Origin of the sequence: Brevibacillus sp. 1238, assembly GCF_029892995.1 — a bacterium.
Taxonomy (GTDB): domain Bacteria; phylum Bacillota; class Bacilli; order Brevibacillales; family Brevibacillaceae; genus Brevibacillus; species Brevibacillus parabrevis.
In genome coordinates this window covers 85,438-109,744 of sequence record NZ_JARXWC010000006.1, presented here as the reverse complement: position 1 = coordinate 109,744, position 24,307 = coordinate 85,438, and the positions used below count along the sequence as shown (strand labels likewise).

Annotated in this window: 19 protein-coding genes; 4 read left to right on the top strand and 15 right to left on the bottom strand. The window is 54.3% G+C overall.

What is annotated here, in order from left to right:
- Positions 1 to 203: 203 nt before the first annotated feature.
- The 7 genes from M2298_RS15810 to M2298_RS15780 form a co-directional block, all read right to left on the bottom strand.
- Complete coding sequence (locus tag M2298_RS15810) at positions 204 to 1,277, bottom strand: M42 family metallopeptidase (RefSeq protein WP_122963866.1); 1,074 nt, start codon at positions 1,275 to 1,277, stop codon at positions 204 to 206.
- Between the two features lie 98 nt (positions 1,278 to 1,375).
- Positions 1,376 to 2,677 (bottom strand): MFS transporter, encoded by a 1,302-nt coding sequence (locus M2298_RS15805; protein WP_280648713.1) that lies wholly within the window; start codon positions 2,675 to 2,677, stop codon positions 1,376 to 1,378.
- A 66-nt stretch (positions 2,678 to 2,743) separates the two neighbouring features.
- Positions 2,744 to 3,346, bottom strand: coding sequence for a TetR/AcrR family transcriptional regulator (locus M2298_RS15800; protein ID WP_280648712.1), 603 nt, complete (start codon positions 3,344 to 3,346; stop codon positions 2,744 to 2,746).
- A gap of 120 nt (positions 3,347 to 3,466) precedes the next feature.
- Complete coding sequence (pepV, locus tag M2298_RS15795) at positions 3,467 to 4,903, bottom strand: dipeptidase PepV (protein WP_280648711.1); 1,437 nt, start codon at positions 4,901 to 4,903, stop codon at positions 3,467 to 3,469.
- On the bottom strand, positions 4,890 to 5,621 hold the full coding sequence (locus tag M2298_RS15790) for a GTP pyrophosphokinase (protein WP_122963862.1): 732 nt from the start codon (positions 5,619 to 5,621) through the stop codon (positions 4,890 to 4,892). Before M2298_RS15790 ends, pepV begins: the two co-directional genes overlap by 14 nt.
- A 135-nt stretch (positions 5,622 to 5,756) precedes the next feature.
- Complete coding sequence (locus M2298_RS15785; protein WP_280648710.1) at positions 5,757 to 7,829, bottom strand: methyl-accepting chemotaxis protein; 2,073 nt, start codon at positions 7,827 to 7,829, stop codon at positions 5,757 to 5,759.
- A 109-nt stretch (positions 7,830 to 7,938) separates the two neighbouring features.
- A complete protein-coding gene (locus M2298_RS15780; protein WP_122963860.1) occupies positions 7,939 to 8,412 on the bottom strand; it encodes an N-acetyltransferase in 474 nt (157 codons plus the stop codon).
- Between the two features lie 197 nt (positions 8,413 to 8,609).
- Between M2298_RS15780 and M2298_RS15775 the strand changes: the two genes are divergently transcribed.
- Positions 8,610 to 9,203: a TetR/AcrR family transcriptional regulator gene (locus tag M2298_RS15775; protein ID WP_063227964.1), complete on the top strand. Its 594-nt coding sequence runs from the start codon at positions 8,610 to 8,612 to the stop codon at positions 9,201 to 9,203.
- 38 nt (positions 9,204 to 9,241) lie between these two features.
- Here M2298_RS15775 and M2298_RS15770 read toward each other — a convergent pair whose 3' ends face one another.
- Together M2298_RS15770 and M2298_RS15765 are read right to left on the bottom strand one after the other, a co-directional pair.
- Positions 9,242 to 10,933 carry a peptide ABC transporter substrate-binding protein gene (locus M2298_RS15770; protein ID WP_370641081.1) on the bottom strand — a complete coding sequence of 564 codons (1,692 nt, stop codon included), beginning with the start codon at positions 10,931 to 10,933 and terminating at the stop codon, positions 9,242 to 9,244.
- 3 nt (positions 10,934 to 10,936) lie between these two features.
- On the bottom strand, positions 10,937 to 11,110 hold the full coding sequence (locus M2298_RS15765; protein WP_167470274.1) for a hypothetical protein: 174 nt from the start codon (positions 11,108 to 11,110) through the stop codon (positions 10,937 to 10,939).
- A 316-nt stretch (positions 11,111 to 11,426) separates the two neighbouring features.
- On the opposite strand from M2298_RS15765, the gene M2298_RS15760 reads away from it, so the two are divergent.
- Both M2298_RS15760 and M2298_RS15755 read left to right on the top strand, forming a co-directional pair.
- Positions 11,427 to 13,919, top strand: a complete 2,493-nt coding sequence (locus M2298_RS15760; protein ID WP_280648709.1) for a U32 family peptidase — start codon at positions 11,427 to 11,429, stop codon at positions 13,917 to 13,919.
- A 31-nt stretch (positions 13,920 to 13,950) separates the two neighbouring features.
- Positions 13,951 to 14,181, top strand: a complete 231-nt coding sequence (locus tag M2298_RS15755; protein WP_063227962.1) for a DUF1128 domain-containing protein — start codon at positions 13,951 to 13,953, stop codon at positions 14,179 to 14,181.
- A 105-nt stretch (positions 14,182 to 14,286) separates the two neighbouring features.
- On the opposite strand, the gene M2298_RS15750 is transcribed toward M2298_RS15755, so the two are convergent.
- A complete protein-coding gene (locus tag M2298_RS15750; RefSeq protein WP_122963857.1) occupies positions 14,287 to 15,783 on the bottom strand; it encodes a DHA2 family efflux MFS transporter permease subunit in 1,497 nt (498 codons plus the stop codon).
- An 884-nt stretch (positions 15,784 to 16,667) separates the two neighbouring features.
- Positions 16,668 to 17,906: a beta-ketoacyl-ACP synthase II gene (gene fabF / locus M2298_RS15745; RefSeq protein ID WP_173596812.1), complete on the bottom strand. Its 1,239-nt coding sequence runs from the start codon at positions 17,904 to 17,906 to the stop codon at positions 16,668 to 16,670.
- A 128-nt stretch (positions 17,907 to 18,034) separates the two neighbouring features.
- Between fabF and M2298_RS15740 the strand changes: the two genes are divergently transcribed.
- Positions 18,035 to 18,898 (top strand): helix-turn-helix transcriptional regulator, encoded by an 864-nt coding sequence (locus M2298_RS15740; protein WP_242774830.1) that lies wholly within the window; start codon positions 18,035 to 18,037, stop codon positions 18,896 to 18,898.
- Between the two features lie 182 nt (positions 18,899 to 19,080).
- On the opposite strand, the gene cimA is transcribed toward M2298_RS15740, so the two are convergent.
- The 4 genes from cimA to M2298_RS15720 all read right to left on the bottom strand — a co-directional run bounded on the left by cimA (position 19,081) and on the right by M2298_RS15720 (position 24,241).
- Positions 19,081 to 20,703, bottom strand: a complete 1,623-nt coding sequence (cimA, locus tag M2298_RS15735) for a citramalate synthase (RefSeq protein ID WP_280648708.1) — start codon at positions 20,701 to 20,703, stop codon at positions 19,081 to 19,083.
- A gap of 118 nt (positions 20,704 to 20,821) precedes the next feature.
- The gene (locus tag M2298_RS15730) at positions 20,822 to 21,661 is read right to left on the bottom strand and encodes an alpha/beta hydrolase (RefSeq protein ID WP_122963853.1); all 840 of its coding nucleotides are present in this window, start codon (positions 21,659 to 21,661) and stop codon (positions 20,822 to 20,824) included.
- Between the two features lie 132 nt (positions 21,662 to 21,793).
- The gene (locus tag M2298_RS15725) at positions 21,794 to 22,906 is read right to left on the bottom strand and encodes a YheC/YheD family endospore coat-associated protein (protein ID WP_173596809.1); all 1,113 of its coding nucleotides are present in this window, start codon (positions 22,904 to 22,906) and stop codon (positions 21,794 to 21,796) included.
- Between the two features lie 141 nt (positions 22,907 to 23,047).
- Positions 23,048 to 24,241 (bottom strand): M20 metallopeptidase family protein, encoded by a 1,194-nt coding sequence (locus tag M2298_RS15720; RefSeq protein WP_280648707.1) that lies wholly within the window; start codon positions 24,239 to 24,241, stop codon positions 23,048 to 23,050.
- Positions 24,242 to 24,307: the final 66 nt, after the last annotated feature.

Below are 24,307 nucleotides of genomic sequence, written 5' to 3'. Positions count from 1 at the left end.
ATCCACTTCCTTTCACATCACACGCGGTCCCGTTCTGTACACCCTTGGCTGCATGGACAGCGGGTGTGAATCATCCCAGGCAGGTTGTACCCTTGCGAAATCCTATCCTACCTATACTATAGGAGTCGCTTGAAAAATACAACCAAACCATTCGACACGCCTTCGCTTTTTGCCGTGGTCAGGAAGGTGATTTCTGCTGGAAATTAGTCGATCAATCGCGCTACCGTATCATGATCGAGCTTTTTGATCACCGCCGTCAACAGCTCGGCAGCCTGTTCAAAATCTTTTTTGGACATGATCGAATTATGGCTGTGGATGTACCTGGTGGCAAAACCGACGACCAAGGACGGGCAGCCGACACCGCTCGTATGGAACTTGTCGGCGTCCGTTCCCCCGCCTGCCATCGCATCGACTTGCACGTGGATTCCCAGCTCCTCCGCCGTATCCATGACGAGATCGCGCAGTCCGGTATGCGGAATCATCGTCGCGTCGTAGAGGAAAATCAGCGGGCCGTCGCCCATATTGCACGTGAACGGATGCGACTCGCTTCCCGGCGTATCGTAGGCGACCCCTACATCCAGGGCAAAGGCAATGTCTGGCTGCACCAAATGGGCGACCGTACCTGCTCCGCGAGAGCCGACCTCTTCCTGCACGGTTGCCCCGGCGTATACGACATTGGGGTGCTCCTCTGTCTGCAAACGCTTGAGAACCTCAATCGCGAGCGCGCACCCTGCCCGATTGTCCAGCGCCTTGGCTACCCACAACTCTCCGTCGCGCATCGTCGTAAACTCGCTTGCCGGAACAGCCCAATCGCCGGGGCGGACGCCCATCGCTTTCGCCTCTTCCTCGTTTTTAGCCCCGATGTCGATGTACAAATCTTTGAGCTTCATCACTTTTTCCCGCTCCTCTTTTTCCAGAGAGTGCGGCGGTTTCGAGCCGATGATCCCCACGTATTCGCCTTTTCGCGTCTTGACCTTCACTCGCTGCGAGAGCAAATTGTGCGGCCACCAGCCGCCAAGCTGCATGAAGCGCAAGTAGCCTTTTGGCGTAATCTGCGTAATCATGAAGCCGATTTCGTCGAGGTGTCCCGCCAGCAAAATTTTCGGGCCGCCCGCATCCCCCGTTTTCGCACCGAGAACTCCGCCCAGCCGATCTTTTACGAGCTGCTCGCTAAGCGGCGCCAAATGCTCCTCCATCTTTTTTCTCACTTCGCGCTCGTGTCCGGGAACGCCGTCCACCTCTGTCAGTTCCTTGATCAATTTGGTGATGTCATCCATCAGAAAAATTCCTCCTATTGGAAAATCAATTTTTTCTTTATTCTTTTTCGCGACAGCCCAGCTAATTCCCTTGAACGCTAGACAGAGAGAAAGCAAGCTCAGGCTCCGGTCTGGATCGGGGCGGCAGAAGTCTCGGGTTCTTGCGCAAGCCGTTTGGTGATAACTGCGAACATGCCCACGCTGACAGCTCCCATGCAGGCAAATCCGGCACTGAGAAGCAGCGGCGGCACCCAGGCGCTGATGAGAATAAACACGCCGGCGCTGCTGACTCCCACGATGTTGAGCAAGGAATAAACCGCCATGTACGTGCTTCGCGCATCATCTGGCACCATGTTCGCCAGCATCGTTTGCTTTGTGGGAATGTGCATCAACTCGCCGATCGTCGCTACAAGCATCGCGAACAGCAGCAGCCATGGCGAGGCGCTGTAGCTGATCACCGTGTAGCCGCTGAAAAAAAGCACAAGACCCCACAGCAAGCTGGCGCGCTCCTTGACCTTTTTCATCAGCAGGGAGACGAGTCCGGTCAGGCATACAACCAGGAGCGTATTCTCCGATCTCAGTATCCCCAGCATGTTCATTCCGTCTACCTGAAAGGCGAGAAACGGCAGGAGCGCTTGCGGTTCCGCCAGCTCCTTCACCAGGCGAATCCCGATGGCGTTCGTCAATTGTTCTTCCACCGAGATGATCAGCAAGCTTGCCAGGGCGAACCGCATGAACCATTTATGGCGAAAAACGCTCGCGTACGCCGTCAGCACCCGACTGAACTTCCGCCCTTCGCCGCCTCTTGTCTGCGCTTCCTTTTTGCCGGGCTGGCTTTGGCTTTTCGGCACATACGTCTCGCCAATGTACAAAATCGTGATGAGCAAAGAAATAGCCGTGCTGCAAGCGACTCCGACAAACAGCCAAAAGTGATGCTCCTTGAACAAAAAGGCTCCGATCATGCCGCCAGCCGCACCCGCGAGATTGTTGAGCCAGTACAAAGCCGTAAAGATCGCGCGCCGATTGTCGGGACGGCTGACATCGATAATCAACGCCTGGTAAACAGGTCCCGCCGCGCCTGTGCACAGCTGAATGAACACAAACAAGCCAAACGTCACATACGGCAGCTGATACCCCGGCGCATTTACCCAGGCAACCGCACTAAAACCTGCAAAAATAACCGCTTCACATGTGACGATCACTTTTTTCCGGCCGATCCGGTCCGCTGCATATCCCCCGGCAAACGTCCCGAGAATGCTCGCCGCCATGACCCCGATGAACATCATTCCGGTGACGGCTGTGCCCAGTTGGCTGGAGAAAAAGACGATCAAGTACGGCACAACAGACATCACCGCCAGATTCGTCCAAAATTGCAGGACCATCCGAATGCGAATCGTTCGGTCAAACGCGAAAATGCCCACGCGCGATTCCTCCTTTTTACGATTGATCAATCAATCATTTATTGGTCATAAAAAGAGCGAACACGGTTAGTCGGTCTTCGCTCCAAAAAGCTGCATGGCAAACGGCACAAATTGTTCCCACATCTGGCTGTCTGGCGAGTCGATGAGATTCACCCGCAGGCCGATCAAAAAGCTGGTGTAGGCAGTCGCAGCGTACTTGGCATCCTGGATTTGCAGCCCGCCTCGATCCTGGCCGTTTTTCACAAGCTCGCCGATTTTCGCCCGAAACGTATTGTGAAAAGCGTCCAGCTCGGCAAACGCTTCGGCAAAGCGGTTGTGATAGCCGATGACCTGCACGACCAGCCGCAAGTACGGGCCGAAGCTCGAAAAGATTTTGATATGCTTTGCCACCATGTTCCAAAGCTCTTGCGTCGGCTGCTTGGCGTTCGGATCAAAGTCGAGCAGCTTGGGTGCGTACACTTGCAGCGGCTCCACGACTGCCGCGAAAAAGAGCTGGTCTTTGTTTTCAAAATACGTAAACACACTGCCAAAGCTGACGCCTGACGCCTTCGCTACTTTCGCAATCGTCGTATCGTTATAGCCGTGCTCGGCAAACATCAGAGTGGCTTGCTCCAATATCGTCTCGCGCTTCTGTTTCATTTTTTGGACTTGCGAATCGGACAGGGCCATGCAAACACGTCTCCTCATGGATGATTACTCAATCAATCGTACTTCCAAAGTATAAACCGCGCTCCCACAAATTGTAAAGGGGATGCAGCCAATCGCCGCATCCCCGGATTATCCTGTCGATTATTTTGCCAGCTCGTAAATCGCCTGAGCGTAGATCGCTGTCGCCTTGACCAGATCGTCGACCAAAATGTACTCATCGCGCTGATGGGCACTGTCCGGGCGTCCCGGGAACAGCGGGCCAAACGCTACGCCCACATCCAGGGAGCGGCCGTAGGTGGCACCGCCAATAGCGATAATGCCTGCCTCTTCCCCTGTCTGTTCCGTGTACACCTTTTGCAGGGTAGTGACCAGCGGGTGATTCGGGTCGACGCGGTGCGGAGTCAGGTGCTCCACGACTTGCAAGTCAAAAGCAGCCGCAGCGAATCGGTCTGCGAGAGTCGTCGACCACTTCTCGAACGAGATCGAGTGCGGATAGCGAATGTTCAAGCGGAACAGCGCGTCTCCTTCCGCTTCATACTCCAGCACGCCCGTGTTCAATGTGAGCGCGCCCATCTCCTCGTCGTCATGGGCGATGCCGATCGCTTGTCCGTCATGCTGCTTGTGCAAGTAGCGATCTGCTGCGGCAACGTACACAGCCGCACGCGCGTCCAATGTCAGTGTGTGCAGGAAGTGGAGCAGCTCCGTACCTGCGTTGACCCCTTTTTTCGGGTCCATGCCGTGGACAGAGACGCCTTCCATATGCAGCACGACCAAGCCGTCTTTTGCTTCTGCCTGCCCCTTCAAACCTGTTTGCTCCAAGTGCTTCTCGTAACGCTCCACAATCGCCTGACTGTCCAGTCCCTGTGGCGCAAGCTTCGCTGTTCCTTTGTCCGGCACCATGTTCATGCGCAGGCCGGATTGGAAGGACACGAGCTTGGCGTCTGCTTGCTCGACAGCCGAAGCGCCGAGCTTTTGGAACGCTTCATACGATTGGGACAGCGTCAAGTCAGTCAAACCTTTTTCGGCATAGATCAGCGGAAAATCGGCGTCAGGCGTGAAGCCCATCGTCGGCATTTCTTCCGTTTCAAAATACGTTTTCACGCATTGCCAGCTGGACTCTTCGTCCGTCCCGAAAATGAAGCGGACGCGCTTGGAAAGAGGCAGTCCCAGTCCGAGCACCACTTTGGCTGCAAAAATCGCCGCCATGGTCGGCCCCTTGTCGTCAATCGCTCCGCGCGCGACCAGCTTCCCGTCTACGATTTCGGCGGCGTACGGCGGAGTGCTCCAGCCATCCCCTTCCGGCACGACATCGACGTGGCTCAAAATGCCGACCAGCTCTTCCCCTTGCCCGAACTCGGCGTGAGCGGCATACCCGCGAACATCCTTGGTCGTCATTCCGGCTTGCTTGCATACGTCCAGGGCAAAATCCAGCGCTTCGCGAATGCCCTTGCCAAAAGGCGCTCCTTCGCCAGCCGTAGCAGGGTCGAGCACGCTTTTGATCCGCAAAAAGTCCTGCGTCGTCGCGATCAGCTCATCCTTGAGTTTATTCGTTTCTTCCAGCCAATTAATGGTCGTCATTTTCGTTTTCTTTCCTTTCATGTGCGCTGCTTTCCATCATTCCAGCGTCAATGTCCAGGTCCAGCTCCACCAGCGAGAGCAGCGATTCCATCGGCACTTCCTTTTTCGTGAACTCGGCCTGTGCTTCCTTGATCTCGTCGCGGATGTTGTTCATCTCGCTGTCCAGCTTGTACGAAGCTTTGGCGGCCTCAAACAGCCGCTGGCGAATGTTCGACGGAATGATTCCTTCGTATTTGTAATTCAGCGAGTGTTCAATCGTTGCCCAAAAGTTCATTCCGAGTGTACGAATTTGGATTTCCACCGGGATCGTCACTTGTCCGCCCGCCATCATGATCGGGTATTCGACCGCCAGGTGATAGCCGCGATAACCGCTTTCTTTTGGCGTGGACACGTAGTCTTTTTCCAAATAGACGCGCATGTCGCCGCGCTTGCGGATCATCTCCACCACCGCGGGAATGTCGTCGATAAACTGACAGATGACGCGCACGCCCGCGATGTCCCTGATCTCCCAGCATATATTTTCATCAATCGGAAATTGCAGGCGGTTTGCTTTGTTGTAGATGCTCGGAATCGATTTGACCCGGCCCACGGCGAACTCGATAGGCGAATGCTCCTTGCGCTTGCGCAGCTCGTTGCGGATATTTTTAATTTTGACTTTGATCTCTTCTACAGCTTGCTCGAACGGCAGCAAATAAAGTTCCCAATCTAGTTTGTGCACGCTTACGTCCCTCCGGCCCGAAACTCTCCATCGTCCTTATCATTCAACATTTTGTGTGAGATATCCTTCCAAAATGCAAAAAGAGCCGGGAAAACGAACATTTCCCGGCAACGTTATGCGATTTTCCCCGCCTGGTTACTTGAGGACAAATGCGGCCAGCGAGCCGCGCAAATCGTCGGCCAGCTTCGCCAGCTGATCGGCAGATTGGGCGATCAGTTCCATCGCTGCGCTTTGCTCCTCCACCGCAGCAGAGATGCTTTGCACGCCTGCCGTAGCTTGTACGGAAGCAGCCGAAACTTCTTTGGCGACGACGACGACTTGCTGCGCATCCGGGGCCATCCGCGCGAAGGCGTCGCTGACCCGCCGGATTTCCTCCGACACGCGCAAAATGTTTTGCTCGATATGCTGGAACATTTCCCCCGACTGGCGGGCGGTTTTCATGCCGTGCGCCGTCGTCTCGGCTCCCTCGGCCATTTTTGCCACCGCGATCGCCGTGTCGTTTTGTACGTCATTGATCATGCGCACGATTTGCTGCGCAGCCTCGTTCGTGCCCTCGGACAGCTTGCGGACTTCTCCGGCGACGACTGCAAAGCCTTTGCCGTGCTCTCCGGCACGCGCTGCCTCGATCGCCGCATTCAAAGCCAGCAAGTTCGTCTGTCTGGCAATTTCCGTAATGACCGCAATGATGCGCGATATATCTTGCGAGCGCTGCTCCAGGACGTGGATCACAGAGGTGGCAGCTTCTACCGAGCGGTTGATTTCCTCCATGCTGAGAATGACCGCAGTCACTGCTTCCCTGCCTTCCTCTGCGTGCTGCTTCATCTCGGTCGAGGACAGCGTGACTTGCTGCACGTTTTGCGTGACCCCCGCTACGTCATTCGTCAAATCCACGGCCAGATTCAGCGTTTGCCCCATTTTCTCCATCTGGTTTTCACTCGAAGCTGCCACCTGATCGACCACCTGCACAATTTGCTGGCTCGATGCGGCAATCTCATTCGTGTTCCCGTGAATTTCCCGCACGGCGTGTGCCACAGATGCTGCCGCTTGTCCGACTTGCAAAAGAATGCCTTGCAACTGCTTTTGCATCGCCGACAGCGAACGGGCAAGCTCGCCCAGCTCGTCTTTGCGCTTCAAAAGTTTGCTTGGAAACGAGGTCGTGAAGTCGCCTTTTCCGATCCGTTCTGCGGCCAGGAGCATTCCGCTGAAAGAACGGCGCAGCCAGCCTGCCGTGTAGAGCGAAATCGCCACGATGAGCAAGAGAACCGCTCCGTTGAAAACGACCATCGCCGTTTGAATCCGGCTTGGCCCCGCCAAAATTTCCGTCATGTCCATCTCGGCGAGAATGACCCATGTATGCTTCGCTACTTTGATCTGGTCATAGGAAACGAGAACGGGCTGTCCGCGATAATCGACGCTCTCCTGCGTCCCTGAAAACCCTTCGGACTGGAAAGCCTGCCCGATGATCGGCGTGTCTACGACCTGCTTGAGAATCGTCTCCTCGCCGCTTCCCAACTGCGAACGCATCAGCTTGTCCGGCCCGACGAGATAAATTTTTCCGGTTTCGCCCAAGCCCTCTCTCTGGTTCAAGAGGCGGGAGATGTAATCGAGCGGCACTTCGACCGCGAGCTGCCCCATCATATAGCCTTTTTCGTAAATCGGAGCCGCAATGTAGACACCTGGCACATTGCCTGACGGTTCGTACTTGCCCAGATCAGACACCTCGGCGCTCTGTCCCTTCACGACCTGCTGAACAGTCTTGCCCAATACGGAGCTTGCATGCGGGCCTGTCAGCAAATTGGTGCCAAAATCCGCTTGCGGCTTTGTCTCGTACACGATCTCGCCTGTTTCACTGAGCAAAAAGGCGTTGGAAAACCCGTAGCGCGCGACTTCCATCTTCAACTCTTTGGCGTAGGACAGCTCTGCCTCTTTGTAGGCGGCAGACTCCCTGCCTCCTTGCCACAACTCGGAAAAGACAGAAACGGCAGAGATTACTGTTCCGGAGGCCGCCAGCGTATCGACGTTTTTCGTGCGCTCCCGCAAGTAATTCTCCACCTGCTCCTTGTTGCTGATTCGCAACGCTTCCAGCTTGGCTGCACTGCCATTCAGCAATTCCTGTTTCGTCTCTTGGTAAGCAAACACTCCTGCCGCGGTCAATGGTACGATACTCGCGACCAGGAGCACGATCAGTACGCGCGCGCCCAGCTTCATGGAAAGCCCCCCAATTCGAACATCTTTTCTGATTCAATATTCTCTATATTTTTATTATTGTTACGAATATAGTACCAGAAAAGAAAAAAGGAAGGCTATACCAAATGTATCAGGCAGTCTCGAAAATCATCGCGATTTCGTCGCACATGGGCAGTTTGGAACAGTTAATGCAGTCTTTCCACACTTTTTGCGGCAACGTTTCCTTCGCTACGATCCAAAATCCGCACTTTTCAAAGAACACTTTTTGATAGGTTAGCGCAAGCACACGGTTAATGCCCAGGTTGCGGCACTGGTCTACGAGATGAAGGACGAGATGCTTGCCCACGCCCATCCCTTTTGCTTTTTCCGATATCGCCAGGGAGCGGATTTCCGCCAGGTCCTCCCATAAAATATGCAGTCCGGCAACGCCAACCACTGTATCTCCATCATGAGCGACGATAAATGACTGCAAATTTTCACAGACAGAAAGTTTCGTTCGCGGCAACATCAATCCCTGTTGTGCATATTCATTAATGATTTCCAACATGGCATCGACGTCCTTCATCATTGCCTGACGTACTGTCAGCGCTTTTGCAACGCTCATTTTACTCTCCTCCACCCCATGCTCTAACAGCTCGGTATGATTAAATATTTATTCATTATAATATATAAATATACATCCGACTCGCACAGAAGTCTATCCCTTTTTTTGCCCTTTTGCTCCTGAAATGTACGGAAAATTCTTTTGTAAGTAAGTGTTATGTTATAATCATACAAACGAGCAGAGGAGGTACTACCTTTTTGACGACGAGACGGGAGAGAAAAAAGCGGGAAACACGCGAAAAAATCTTCAACGCTGCCATCAAGCTGTTCAAGCAGCACGGCTTTGAAGCAACGACCATCGACATGATCTCGGAAGAAGCAGATGTCGCTCGCGGCACCATTTTTCTGCATTTCACGTCAAAGGAAGCAATCCTCGCCAACTGGGGATATGAACGGCTTCACGAAATCGAAGAACGCCGTGCGGAGTGGGACTACGGGGACGATTGCAAATCCAAGGTTCTGCGGATTTACAAAATCATGAACGAAGTGACGATCACCAATTTTGATTTCATCAAGGTCGTCGTGGAATCGTCGATGAAGCATCGCAAAGTGCTGGAGAACGAAAAGAACATGTACTTTGAGCTGCGCCAGCTTTTTGCAGACCTGATCGAAGAAGCGCAGGATCGGCAACAGCTAAAGGCCAAGTTCAATCCGCTCGTGGCGGCAAACATGTTGGAAAACATCTACTACAACGCGCTGTATGACTGGGTGCGCAGCGAAGGCGCCTGGGCGCTGGAAGAAATAATGGAAGAGAAGGTCTCGATTGTATTCGAAGGGCTGGTCGTGGATTAATCCAAGCGACCAGCCCTTCACATTTTTGTTAGGAACGATTATTCAAAATAGGCCCATTTGTACTGCGCATTACCCAGCCCGGAAATGACGACATCTTTTAGGTTCGGATTTTTCGCGTAAACTGTGGATTTGAAGTAGAACGGAATTACTGGCATTTCATCCACCAGCAGCTTTTCTGCATCCTGCAAGATCGCCTTGCGTTTGGCAGCATCCTTTTCCTTGGAAGACTTGGCGAGCAGCTCGGCGTATGCCTTGCTTTCCCATCCGGTGTGGTTGTTGCCTTCTTTCGTGCGGAAAATTTCCAGGAAGTTGATCGGATCGTTGAAATCGCCTGTCCAACCCATGCGGGCTACCTGGAACTTGCCGTTTTTCACGTTTTCGTAGTACACGTTCCACTCTTGGTTCTCCAGCTTCACTTGTACTCCGAGATTTTTTTGCCACATGTCTTGCACGGCTTGCGCGATTTTGGTCTGCGCTTCTTCTGTGTTGTAGGAGAGCGTGATTGGCGGCAGCTTGTCGGCGCTCGCGTATCCTTCTTCCTTCATGCCTTCTGCCAGAAGCTGTTTCGCTTTTTCCACATCGTTGTCCTTGAACAAGCCTTGCGTGTTTTCTGCAAACATGGTCGGAGGCACTACGGCTGTCGCAACCAGTTCGCCGCCTTGCGTCACGTTGTCGACGATGTCTTGGCGGCTGATCGCCAGTGCGAACGCTTGGCGAATTTTTTTGTTATTGAACGGTTTTTGTTGCGTATTGAACTCGTACCAGTACGTTCCTGCTTTCGGTGTAATCTCCAGAAGACCTTTTTCCTTCAGCGTCTGCATCGCGTCGAGCGGCAAGTTTCCGGTAGGCGCTCCTGCCCAGTCCAGATCGCCGTTCTCCAGCATGGACAACTCGGTATTGGCGTCATTGATGATGTTCATTTCGATTTTCGTCAGCTTGACTGTGCCAGCATCCCAGTAGTTCTCGTTTTTCTCCAGCACCAGCTTGTTTTTGTGATCCCAGGAAGTCAGCTTGAACGGTCCGTTCGAAGTGTAGTTCGGACCTGCGTCCTTCGCCCAATCCGGGTGCTCTTTCGCTACTTTTGTGTTAACCGGGAAGTAGCTGTAGAACGCGGTCAGCTCCAGGAAAAACGGCGTCGGGTTTTCCAACTGGACGACCAGTGTCTTGTCATCCGTCGCTTTTACCCCGATCTCTTCCGGCTTTGCTTTTCCGCTGAATGCCGCTTCTGCATTTTTCACATAAAAGAGCTGGTAGGCGTATTCGGAACCGTTTTTCGCGTCCAATACCCATTTCCAGGCGTTCTCGAAGTCGTGTGCCGTTACCGGATCACCGTTTGACCATTTGGCGTTGTCCCGCAGTGTAAAGGTATAGGTGAGCAGATCGTCGGACGCTTTGATTTCTTGGGCAATCGCCGGTTGTGGCACGCCGTCTTTGTCGATTCGTGTCAGTCCCTCAAACGTCTGGAAAATGACATTGGAAGACCATACATCTGTAATCATTCCCGGATGCAGAGAAAGCGGCTCCGTAAAGTTGTTCAGTCGGAGCACCTGCTCAGGCTGTTTGGTTTCCTTCGCTGGTGCCGGCTGAGTTGTCGCCTGTTGCGATGGCTGGGCTGGTTTTGCGGCTTCCGGTGCCTGTCCGCACGCCGCCAGAGATACGGTCAAGCCTGTCGCGAGTACCGCTTTGACCGTTTTATTCCACCAGTTGCTGTTCTTGTTTGCTGTCATCATCGTTTATTCCCCTTTTTTAGGGAGCCGTTGTTGTCCATTCTGCTGTTGCCATTCTTTCAGCTCGTCTTTGATTTGGTATAGTTCTGCCCGGGTTTCAAGCTTAAACGCTTTTAACTCGCTTTTGATGCAGGCAAGCTCATGAAACAGCTTGTCCCACATTTCCTGGTCCTGTGCCATGTTCGCCTCCTTTCTGCGCTGCTGTTGCCAGTTGTCATTCGGCTAGATCACGAGCCGAGCTATAAGCTGTGCAAACGATGGCTATAATGGTGGGGAAGCTTGTTGCTCAAAAAAATCCACGAATTTTGTCGATTTGGCTGATCATTCCATTGTGGAATCTTTTGATTTTTCTTACAGAATACCATCAAACTCACACTTACTGGAAGCGACAATTTTCAACATTTGGAGAAGTGGAGGTTTTTGTTGCGGGAGCAAGGACATTTCCCTATGATGAAGAAGAGCTTTTTTTAAAGACCTTGGAGGTAATGACATACACATGCGAAACAACATAAAGCGTGAAGATATTGAGCTGTTGGCCCCCGCAGGCAACTGGGACTGTTTGAAAGCCGCCGTCGCGAATGGTGCCAACGCCATCTTTTTCGGTGTAGAAAAGTTCAACGCACGCGCACGCGCGGAGAACTTTCAAATGGCTGAGCTGCCTGAGATTATGGCTTACTTGCATATGTACGGTGTAAAAGGTTTTCTTACCTTTAATATTCTCGTATTCGAAAACGAGCTGGAGGATGCCCGCGAGCTGATTGACGCCTGTATTCACGCCGGGGTGGACGCGGTTATCGTCCAGGACCTCGGTCTGGTGAAGCTGATTCGCGAAATCTCCCCTGACTTCCCGATCCACGGCTCCACGCAGATGACGATCACTTCCCCGGAAGCTGTCGAATTTACGAAACCATTCGACATGGAACGCGTCGTTTTGGGCCGGGAAAATTCCTTGAAGGAAATCAAGAAGATCGGCGAAAAAGCGAAGCTGCCGATGGAAGTTTTTGTCCACGGCGCTTTGTGCGTCTCCTACTCTGGTCAGTGTCTGACTTCGGAAATGTGGGGCGGCCGCTCTGCCAACCGCGGCGAGTGCGCCCAGGCTTGCCGACTGCCGTACGATTTGATCGTGGACGGCGTGCAAAAGGATATGGGCAACATCGCCTACGTCCTCTCGCCAAAAGATCTGGCTGCCGTCGACCTGGTTCCCGAGCTGATCGAGGCAGGCGTCACTTCTTTTAAAATCGAAGGGCGCCTGAAATCTCCGGAGTACGTAGCCAACGTGGTCAGCAAATACAACGCGGCAATCGAGCGCTATTTTGCCGGACAAGACACAGGCCCGTCGGAAATAGAAATTCGCGAGTTGCAGCAAAGCTTTTCCCGTGGTTTCACCCACGGATTTTTGGAAGGAACGAACAACAAGCAGCTCATAGACGGATCGTTCCCGAAAAGCCGCGGCGTCTTTTTAGGCACAGTGAAAAAGTTGCTGGGCACAAGCGTGCTCGTGGAAATTGCTGCTCCTGTCAAACGCGGTGACGGCATCGTGTTCGACGCGGGCGACCCGACGCAAAAAGAAGAAGGCGGACGCGTCTACGATATTTTGTCCCGCGGCAAAAAGATCGAGGGCGAAGTGGAAAAAGGCGTGTACGAGATCGTGATGGGCCGAAACGACGTCAACCTGAAACGACTCCACGTAGGCGACCGCGTCTGGAAAACAAGCGATCCCGAGCTTGACCGCCGCCTGCGCAAAACGTTTGAAACGGAAAAGCCGTACCGCACGTTCCCACTGTCGGTGCATGTCAGCGGCAAGCTGGGCGATAAACTCTGCATCACCTGGGTGGACAAACAGGCGAACCACGCTGTCACCGTTCCGTCGGAGAAGCTGCTGGAATCTGCCGTGAAGCGACCGCTGACGCACGAGCTTTTGCATGACCAGCTCAGCCGTCTGGGCGGAACGGTTTACCATCTGGACGCTCACGATTTGACGGTTGACCTTGCCGGAGACTTGATCGTTCCGGTCAGCGAGCTGAACCGGATGCGCCGTGAAGCGGTAGAGCAGCTTGTGTACTTGCGTTCCAAGCCGCCTGTCTACCAGCATCGCAATGTGAATGTGTATGCGGACGTGCCTCGCTCGCAGCCGGTGGAAAAGCCGCTGTTGACAGCTTTGTGCCGCTCGCTGGAACAACTGGAAGCTGCGGCGCAGACGGACGTCGATTTCCTTTACGCGGACTTCGAATTTGTCAAACAGTATCCGGAAGGCGTCAAGCTGGCGCACAAATACGGCAAGAAAATCGGGATTGCCACGATGCGCATCCACATGCCGGATGAAAACGGCGTGCTCGCCCTGATTGCCAAAAGCAAGCCGGACGCGATTTTGGTGCGCAATACAGGGGCACTCTACTACTACCTGTCCCGCAAGGATGAGATCGACATCCCGCTGATCGGCGATTTCTCCCTGAACGTGGCCAACCATAAAGCGGTGGAGCTGTTCCTCGAAGCTGGCCTGACACGGGTCACACCTTCGTATGATCTGAACATCCAGCAAATGGTGGACTTGCTCAGCCGCTCCAACGCAGCAAACATGGAGCTGGTCATCCATCAGCATATGCCGATGTTCCATACCGAGCACTGCGTATATTGCACGTTCATGAGTGAGGGAACCGACCATACCAACTGCGGAACCCCATGCGAAACCTCTCGCATCTCGCTCAAGGATCGCGTCGGCTTCTCGCATCCGGTGCGGGTAGATACCGGCTGCCGCAACACGGTGTACAACGCCATCGACCAGTCTGGCGCGGAGTATTTGAAAGAGTTCCGCTCCCTGAATGTAGGCAGCTACCGCATCGAGTTTCTGGAAGAAGAACCGGAGCGCGTGCGTGAAGTCATCAGCCTGTATCGTAAGGCTCTGCGCGGAGAAGTTAGCGGCACACACGTATGGCGCACGCTGAAAGCGACCAACCAGCTCGGCGTCACGCGTGGACAGCTGACCAAATAACAAGCAGCGTTTTTGGAGAGGAGACCAAGCAATGGCAGATTTGAAAGAGGCAACCCAGGAAAATTTGGCGGTTCTGATCGAGGGCATCAAAGCCAAGCTCAACATGGCGAACACAGCGGTTATGCGCCCGGAAGATTTTGACCTCGCCCACTACGAAGACCTTTTGTACCTGTACAACATGGTGCAGAAAAAAACGGCGTTTGGCATCAATGAGATGACGGCGATCGTCGAAGAATTAGGGGCTATGAGAAAACAAGGCTAGTACGCAGCACGCGTCAAAAAGCGGCGCCTCCCTTTTGCGGAAGCGGCGCTTTTTTTTATGTTATGGTTTTTGGTTTTTTTATGGCTTTTGGCGGACTGCGCTTGCTTACGACGGCTGGGGTACTCTTTTTTGTGCGGCAGCCTCTTGTCTTCGCGGCGTTTTGTTGCCGAGGAACAGCGCCAAAACGAGCGCGATGACGGTAAACAGCGTGGCGATCATAAAGGCATCGTTTGTGCCCATGGCAATTCCTTGCTTCGTCGCCAGCTGCATCTGGGCGAGGTCAGCCGGGTTGAGGTGCTGGCTTCGGACGATATCCGCCGTGTGGGCTGCGCTTTTCGTCGTCATGATCGTGACGAACAACGCTGTGCCGAGCGCTCCCCCTATCGCGTTGATCGTGTTGGACATCGCCGTCCCGTGCGGATTGAGCTGCAATGGCAGGGCGTTCAAGCCTGACGTCATGACGGGCATCATCAGCATCGACAGTCCGAACATACGCACGGTATAAAGTGTCACCAAGTAGCTGTAGCTTGTCGAGAGGCTCAGCTTCGTGAAGCCGTAAGTCGTGACGATCGTGATAATGAGTCCGATCAGGGCGAGCCATTTTGCGCCAAACTTGTCAAACAGCTTGCCTGTGATCGGAGACATGATGCCCATGATGATGCTCCCCGGCAAAAGCAGCAAACCTGATTGCACAGGTGTGAAGTGCAGGATGTTTTGCACGTAGACAGGCAGGAGAATCATCCCCGAGTAGAGCGACATGTTGACCATCAGGCTGATCAGGACGGCCAACGTGTAGGCCGGAGTTTGAAAGATGCGAAACTCCAGCATCGCATGGTCAATCGACAACTGCCGCCAGACAAACGCCCCCAAGCTGATACAGCCCACGAGCAGCATGCCGATGACTTCTGCACTCCTCCAGCCCGCCGCGCCTGCGGAGCTGAAGCCGTAGAGCAGCCCGCCGAAGCCGATCGTCGACAAGACGACTCCCCATGAGTCCAGCTTCGGATTTTGCGTCTCGGTCACATTTTTCAGGACGAAAAAGGACGTGACCAGCACGATCAGCGCAATCGGCAGGACGACGAAAAACAGCAAGCGCCACGAGTAATGCTCGACAATCCACCCGGACAAGGTCGGCCCGATCGCCGGGGCAAAGACCATGGCAATCCCGACGATGCCCATCGCGGAACCGCGCCGATCAGCGGGGAACATGTTGAAAATGACATTGGTCATGAGCGGCATGAGAATCCCTGCCCCCGCTGCTTGCACCACGCGTCCGATCAACATGATCGAGAAGCTGGGGGCAATGCCGCAGATGAGCGTTCCTGCGGCAAAAAGGCTCATTGCGGAAATAAACAGCTGTCTGGTCGTATATTTTTCCATCAGAAAAGCCGTCGTCGGGATCAGGACGCCGTTGACCAGCATGTAAATGGTGATGACCCATTGGGCTGTGGAGGTAGTGATGTGGAATTGCTCCATCAGCTTGGGGAGGGCTACGTTGAGGAGTGTCTGGTTCAGCAGGGCCGCTATCGCTCCGGCAATAATGACGCCGAGAATCGGTGCCCGCTGGATGTTTGTTTCTGTCGCTCCCTGCTCGTTCGTCATGAATGATTCCCCTTTTTTGGTTCTGGTTTTTGTTAGTATGCTGCCTTTTTCCTAGGGGCATTCTTGGAGTTGGCGGGGGGTTCTAGGCGGAATGGTGAATGACTGAAAGATTGCTTGGGATCGTGCTTTGGAGTCTGCTTTATTTCGAAACTTCGGAGATCGCGAAGAAAAGGATGAAGGATTGAAAGATTGGTTTGGGGGGGCGCTTCGTAGTCTGCTTCGTCGGTACTTTTGGCGTGGCGAGGAAAGAGACGAATCGCTGTAGCTTCTTGGGATACCCCCTGTGGACTTAGACTGCACGGCTCCGGGGAAAAAGCGAAACCGCGTCAAAAGCAGCATCTCACAGAAGCGAGGGCACGTTGACGCTTAAAACCGTGTTTCGCTTTTTCCTCGCAGCCTCGGTCGGTATCCCAAAGAGCTTTCGCGGATTTCGTCTCTTTCTCGTCTGGGGCTGGTTGTGGTCGGCGGAGGTTTTAAAGAAAAGGCTGAATGATTGAAAGCTTTGTTTGAGATGGCGCTTCGTAGTCTGCTTCGTCGGTACTTTAGGCGTGGCGAGGAAAGAGACGAATCGCTGTAGCTTCTTGGGATACCCCCTGTTGACTTCACTGCACGGCTCCGGGGAAAAGCGAAAACACGCCAAAAAAGAGATTTCTCATCCCTGATCAACTTTCAAAAAGCACTATCCAACCAAAGCTACACGTCGGCCGAGGAAACAGGGGAAACAAGCGAAAGGGCTTTGGGACTCTTACCGAGACGCAGGCGAAAAAGGAAAACACGCTTTCAGGCGGCAACGTGCGTCCGCTTCCCTGATCTCTAATCAAGCAAAAAAAAAGAGCCGCCCCAAACACCCCGGAAGACTCCCTCACTCTAACTTTCTGACTTCCTTACCCCTCGTACTTCCGCAGCACAATCACCGCATTGTGACCACCAAAGCCAAAGGAATTGGACATCCCCACGTTCAGCGCCATGCGCCGGGCTGTATTTGGCACATAGTCCAGGTCACAGACAGGATCGCGCTCGTCCTGGTTGATCGTCGGCGGTACGACTCCCTCCTGAAGGCTCTTGATCAGCGCAATCGCCTCCGCGCCGCCTGCCGCCCCGAACATATGCCCTGTCATCGACTTGTTGGCCGTGATCGGGATGCGCCCGGCGTGGTCGCCCAACAGACGTTTGATCGCCAGCGTCTCCGAACGGTCACCGACTTCCGTACCTGTAGCGTGAGCGCTGATCACATCCAGCTCCGCAGGCTCGATTCCCGCTTCCTCCAGCGCCCATTTCATCGCCCGGTATGGGCCAAGCCCTTCCGGATGGGTAGCAACCATATGGTAGGCGTCGGAGCTTGCTCCGTAGCCGATTACTTCCGCGTAAATCCGAGCGTCACGCTTCCTTGCATGCGAGTAAGACTCCACAATCAGGATACCCGCTCCCTCCGCCATGACAAACCCGTCACGCTTGGCATCAAAAGGGCGGCTCGCCGCAGCCGGATCGTCGTTTCGCGTGGACAAGGCAGTCGCATTGCTGAAGCTCGCCAGCGATACCTCGTTAATCGCGGCTTCCGTTCCTCCGGCAATCACTACGTCAGCTTTGCCCGATTGGATCAGCCGATACGCTTCGCCGATCGAAGTATTGCCAATCGAGCAGGCCGTGACAGGCGACATCGTCGGGCCGTATATGCCGTATTTGATGCTGATCATTGCTGCTGCTATATTGGAGATCAGCATCGGCACCAGCGTAGGGCTGACCCGCTCCGGCCCGCGGCTTCTCAGCGTGTCGTACTGGTCCAATAACGTCTGCACGCCGCCAATTCCAGAGCCGACATAGACGCCTATCCGTTCGCGATCGCAATCGTCGAGCCGGAGTCCTGCATCTGCCAGCGCTTCGTCCGCCGCTGCAATCGCAAACTGGCAAAAGCGGTCCATTCTTCTCGCCTCTTTGCGCCCGAATCGCGCCTCCGGGTCAAAATCCCGGACAAGACCCGCGATTTTCGTTTTAAACCGGGATGTATCAAATATGTCAATGTGGGAGATGCCTGGCTTTCCTTCAACCAGGCTGCTCCAAAATTGCTCGACATTGCTTCCGATAGGGGAAATGACGCCCATCCCCGTAACCACTACTTTCTCCATCATTATCCTCCTTTACAAGCCCTTATGGAAACCATCTTGTCACATGATTTATCCTATTACAAGTTGTTGTTTATCCTAGTATAATAAGTAACAGTTTTACCCATTTTCGACTTGGAAAGGAAGTCCGCATGAACAATCAGACACGCCTGCAAGCACTCTCGTCCTTTTTAAAAGCGCAGCGAGCAAAAATTTTGCCTCAGTCCGTCGGGCTTGCTCCTGGCACAAGGCGGCGGACGCCTGGCCTGCGCCGGGAAGAAGTGGCACAATTGGCAGGGGTAAGCTCCACCTGGTACACGTGGCTGGAACAAGGCCGGGATATCAAAGTATCCCCCTCCGTTCTCGATGCCGTATCCAAAGCACTGCAACTGACTGTCGACGAGCGCAAGTATTTGTACGCGCTCGCCTTGGAAAGCGGCACAACTGTCGGCACCACGCTGCACAAAGACGAGTCGCCCCAGATCAGTCCAGCCCTGGAGCGAATTGTGAACGAGCTGCACTCCTGTCCTGCCATCATCTCGGACAGACGACTCCACATCGTCGGTTGGAACAAAGCGGCGGCGCACGTCTTTCTCGATTTCGAGCAAATACCAGTGGAAGAGCGCAATCTGATCCGACTGTTGTTCACGCGAAAAGAGCTGCGGCGGCTCGCCGTCAACTGGGAGCACTTCGTCAGTGGCTTTCTCGCGATTTTTCGCGCGTACTACGGACAGTACGTGGAAGACGAATGGTACGAGCACTTTTTGCGCGAAATGAGAGACGTCCACCCCGACTTTCATCGGCTGTGGGAACAGAGCGACGTCAGCACGGCTCCTGAGGTGCTGCTGGAGTTTCGCCATGCCAAAGCCGGAAAAATGCAGTTTCACCTCACCTCCCTGCAAGTACAGGGCAGCGCTGACTTGCGTTGCAGCATTTATACCCCGGACCCCCAATCGTCGACCGAAACAAAGCTGCGCCAGCTGATGGACCGCCCCGCTGCGGAGACGCCAGACTGAGCTGGCACGCGCAACGCAAAAAAGACCAGCCCACGCTCATTCGGACAGCCTCTCCTGTTCGCTCTGTCTCACAACAGGAGGGCCAATTCGCTGAACTGTAGCTGGTCATTTTTAAGCGTGCGTGTGTGCAAACATGCCACGCTTCCTTGCATTTTTGTTCCCTTTACATGGGGTGTTTCCAACTAATGATTGACGATTCCGACCCGCGCCTCTGCTGCGGACAAATGTCCCGCTTCCTCGCAGCCTTCCCGCCACAACAAGTAGCGAATACTGTCTGCGAGCGCCTCCCAGCTTGCTTCGATTACGTTGGTAGACACCCCGACCGTGCTCCACTTCTCCCCGTTGCTTGCCGACTCGATCAGCACGCGGACTTTTGCCGCTGTCGCTCCGTTTTCATCCAGAACACGCACCTTGTAGTCGGCCAGGTGCATGTTGGCGATACAGGGGTAGTAGCTCTCCAGCGCTTTGCGCATGGCGTTGTCCAGCGCGTTGACAGGACCGTTGCCATCCGCGGCTGTATGTACGCTCTCCCCGTTTACCCGCAGCTTGACTGTCGCCTCGGACGTGATCGACTGGATGGCCGCCTTTTCCATCAAAATCTTGAAAGAATCGAGCGTGAACAAATTTTTCAGCTTGCCGGCAGCCTCAAGCAGCATGAGCGTGAGCGAAGCTTCCGCGCCCTCGTACTGGTAACCCTGGAACTCGCGCTCTTTGATGCGCGTGATAATCTCGCGGGTCTTTTCCCGATCCAGCGACAGATCGATCTCCAGCTCTTCCATTTTGGCGAGCAGATTGCTCTGTCCGGCCAGCTCGGAGACGAGCACGCGGCGCTTGTTGCCGATGTTTTCCGGTTCGATGTGCTCGTACGTTTTCGGATCGCGCAATACGGCGCTGACGTGGATTCCGCCTTTGTGGGCAAAAGCGCTGTGTCCGACAAAAGGCTGGTTGTTCGGCAGCGTCATGTTGGCGATCTCCGCCACGTAGCGCGAAAGCTGCGTCAGCTCTTGCAACTGCTCGCTGCTCACGCACTCGTAGCCGAGCTTGAGCTGCAAATTGGGCACAACGGAAATAAGGTTGACGTTGCCGCAGCGCTCCCCGATCCCGTTGATCGTTCCTTGCACTTGCTTGGCTCCCGCCTGAATCGCGGCCAAAGCGTTCGCCACAGCTACGCCGCTGTCGTTGTGCGGATGAATCCCCAGCGGCGTACGAAGTTGTCCGGCAGCCGCCTTGACGATCTCGTATATTTCGTGTGGCAGACTTCCTCCGTTTGTATCGCAAAGGACAATCCAGTCGGCACCCGCCTCTTCGGCAGCCGCAAGCACCCGCAGGGCATACAGCGGGTTTGCTTTGTAGCCGTCGAAGAAATGCTCCGCCAAAAAGAGCGTCGTCAAACCGTTCTGTTTCAAAAAGGCCACCGAATCAGCGACCATGCGCACGTTTTCTTCCAAAGTCGTCTTCAAGGCGTCCGTCACGTGCAAGTCCCATGACTTCCCGAAAATCGCCGCAGCTTCGGCACCGCTGGCGATCAGCGCCAGCAAGTTGTCGTCTGCGGCTGCTGCCACATTCGGACGACAGGTGCTGCCAAAAGCCGTCACTTTGGCGTGCTGTAGCGGAATCTCGCGGATACGCTCAAAAAATGCCATATCCTTTGGATTGCTTCCAGGCCAACCGCCCTCGATAAAATCAATTCCGAACTGATCCAGCCGCAGTGCGATCTTTATCTTGTCTTCCACCGACAGGCTGATCCCCTCTCCCTGCGTACCATCTCGCAGGGTGGTATCGTACAGATACACCTTGCTGTTCATGTTTCTTCTCCACCTATCTCTAGTATTTTCTGAATAGTCACATCATTTGAATCTTTTGACGTTACCCAGTATACCATAGCCCAAATGGATTGAAAACGCAGGAAAATCCAGGCTTTTTCTATGTCCGCGGGGTACGGACAAAAGCCGCCGTTTGCTCAATGACCGCTTCCAGTTGCGGAGAAGTTCCTGCAAACGGATGACGCGTGTTCCACGTATGGTCGCCGCCTTCTATCCAGTGCAGCTCGCTGTGCTTCGCCGCCTGATGAATCCGTTTGGCACCCTCTACCAGACGGACAAAATCTTTTTCTCCGCTCAAGATGCACAAAGGTGTTTCCATCGAAGACACTTTCGCCAAAATGTCATACGCTTCCCGGTTTTGATCCACATCCTCGATCACCGTCCGCGTAATCGGCATGTCTTGCCCGGTGCGCGCATTGGCGATATAGCCGACGCCTGTTTCCGCGATTTGCTTGCGCAGTCCCGCATCAAACAAATTGACATCGGCAATTCCATTCCAGGTCACGATTCCCGCCACGCGCGGATTGCCCGCTCCGAACAGGATGGCATCCCCGCCGCCTTTGCTGTGTCCAAGCACGTACAGTCTGGATTTGTCCACATAGTCTGGCCAGACAAACTCACCGGAATCGATCCATTCGACCAGCGCTTGCAGGTCGGCAAGCTCACGCGCGTACGTGTTGCGGCCGAACTTTTCCAGCTCGTCAAATTCGGTCAAGCTCTCGCCCACACCGTTGCAGCTAAAATTAAAGCGGATCGTCGTCACGCCTCGCTTCGCCAGCTCGTCTGCCACATAGGGGAAGCTGCCCCAATCCTTGAAGCCTTTGAACCCGTGGCAAAACAGCAACAGCGGCTGGTCGGCACCCGCTGCCTCGTCTGTATGTACATTCCCCCGAAGCGTCAAGCCTTCGCCCAACTCAATCGAAAAAGCTTCCTGTCTCATGCTCATCTCCTCCATTCCTTTGTTTGTGAACCTTGCACGCCGTCAAGGAGCACGCATCCACCTGGCTATTATTATGCCGCATGCCTTGCGCAAAAGAAATGAAAAAGACCCTCCAAGCTGTGGAGAGCCTTTTCACCCGAGTCCGAATCGCTGGTCTTTCATCCGCTCATTTTTTTCGATCAAATACAAGGCGTATTCCAACGGCCTGCGCACGGCCTGCCGATAGCGCCGATGCTCCCCGAGCTGCCGGAATATTTCCCTGCCAGGCTTCGGATTGATCTCGATAATCCACACATGGCCGTGCACATCGATGCCTAAGTCAAACCCGAACTCCATCATCTGCCCGAAGTGCTGCTCGATTCTGCCGATAGTCAGCATGACAAGCTCTTTGCATTCGAGCACGATTCTTTTGGCGGCTTCTTGCCCGAAGCGGCTCGCCAAAAAAGGAATGGCCGGCATCGCCGTCCCGCCGCCGTGCAAATTGGACGTCGAAGAGCGCGTCGAGCCGATGCGTATGCCCATGCCTGTCAGCCGCCAGATGCCTTCTCCGTCTTTTTGCGCAAGCACCCTGGCATCGACGGTTCGCCCAGGCACCAGAGCCAATTGCAAACCTTGCTGGAGAAAAAACTGCTCTTTTCCGTTCTTTTCTTTTTCCATCCACGCTTCGAGCCGCTCGCATACTTTGCTGATCGAGGACAGCTTTTCCCTGCTTTTCGCCTGCTGTTTGGTTCTGCCATGCAGCAAATAGCCCTCTTCTGTTTTTTCCACGCGCAAAATGCTTCGCCCGCCCGAGCCGTTTGTCGGCTTGAGATACACCTGGCGATGGCGTTTCAGCATCGAAACCAGCGTGCTTCTTGCGTAAGCGAACGTCTCGGGCAGCCATTTCGTCAAAAACGGGTCTTCCAGCAAAATTTGATGGAGATTGAATTTATTCGTAAAACGGCTGTTGGCATAGCGGAACAAGTTTTGCTTGCGAAACGGCGGATAGTGGCTATGCTTCGCCAACGGATAATACCGATAGCGGTCTATGACAATGTCCGGCCACTCAAACCATTCGCTCTTCCAGCCTTTTTCGGCAGGGATGAAGCCTTTGATTTTCCGCTCGGACACATGCACATCCTGCGGCCCGAAAACAAAGACGTCGGCGCCCAGCTCTCTCCCTTCCTTGACCAGACGGCGAAAAAATCCCGGTTCGATAAAGCCGGATTCTCCCCGGTAGGTCAGTATGCCGATCCGTTTTCTCACTGGAGGCAGCCCCCTCCTTTGCTCATCTGATTGCCGTGTGCGGTATGCGATGCCTCATTTCAACAGTTTATGGCAAGACGCCAAAAAAGCGCCATTGCCACTGCTAGGCAAAAGCGCATCTTTGCAAGGGAAAGGTTTATACTACCCCTCGTTTTTCTCCAGATAGAGCAAGGCTGTTCGTCCGAGCAGCTCTCCGGCGATGAGCATGGAGTCTTCGTCGATGTCAAAATGCGGGTGGTGGTGCGGATACTTCGCCAGCTTCTCCGGGTTGCCGGCCCCGACAAACAAATACGCCCCAGGCACCTTTTCCAAATAGTAAGAGAAGTCTTCTCCTCCCATGAGCGGCTTCATCGGTTCCACGCGCTCCGGACCAAAGGCAGCCAGCGCCGCTTCACGGGCGATTTGCGCTTCCGCTTCATGATTGATCACCGCAGGATAGCCGCGCTCGTACGACACTTTCGCCTCTGCGCCCATCATGGCAGCCGTGCCGACAGCGATTTCCGTGAGGCGAAGCTCAGCGCGATCACGCACGTCCGGCAGGAACGAACGCACCGTTCCCGTCAGGCGACAGCTGTCTGCGATGATGTTGTTGTTGTCACCGCCGTTGAACGTCCCGACCGTCACGACGACGCTTTCCAACGGACTGACGTTGCGGCTGGCGATCGTCTGCAAATTTCCTACGATTTGCGAGCCGACCACGATCGAATCGACTGTCTCCTCAGGAACAGCGCCATGACCGCCGCGGCCCTTGATTTCGATCACAAAGTCATCTGTATTCGCCATGATCGGGCCACCGCTGATGAACACTTTGCCTACTGGCAGCATGGACCAGAGATGGACGCCAAATACAGCGTCTACGCCGTCGACTGCGCCGTCCGCTGTCATCTGGATCGCTCCGCCTGGCGATTCTTCTTCCGCGTGCTGGAACAAAAAACGGATTTCCCCGGCAAACTGGTCGCGATGCGCCGCCAGCACACTCGCCAAGCCCAACAGTTCGGAGGTATGGGCATCGTGGCCGCAGGCGTGCATGACACCAGGAACCGTCGATTTGTACGGAACATCTTTTTGATCCTGAATCGGCAACGCGTCGAAATCAGCCCGCAAAGCGACGACTTTGCCCGGACGGCTGCCCTTGAGCACTCCGATGACCCCGCGGCCGCCCACTCCTGTTTTTACTTCGTCAAACTCCAGGCCACGCAAAATTTCCGCGATCATCGCCGGAGTTTTTTCCTCTTGAAAGGACAGTTCCGGATATTGGTGAAGATGGCGGCGCCACGCGATCATTTGCGGCTCCACCTCTTTGAGCAACGATTTCAAACGTTCCTGCAACGACATGCTGTGTTCTCCTCCCGCTGGATGCATATTTATACGCTTGTCTCTATCATAGCAAAAAAGCGCACC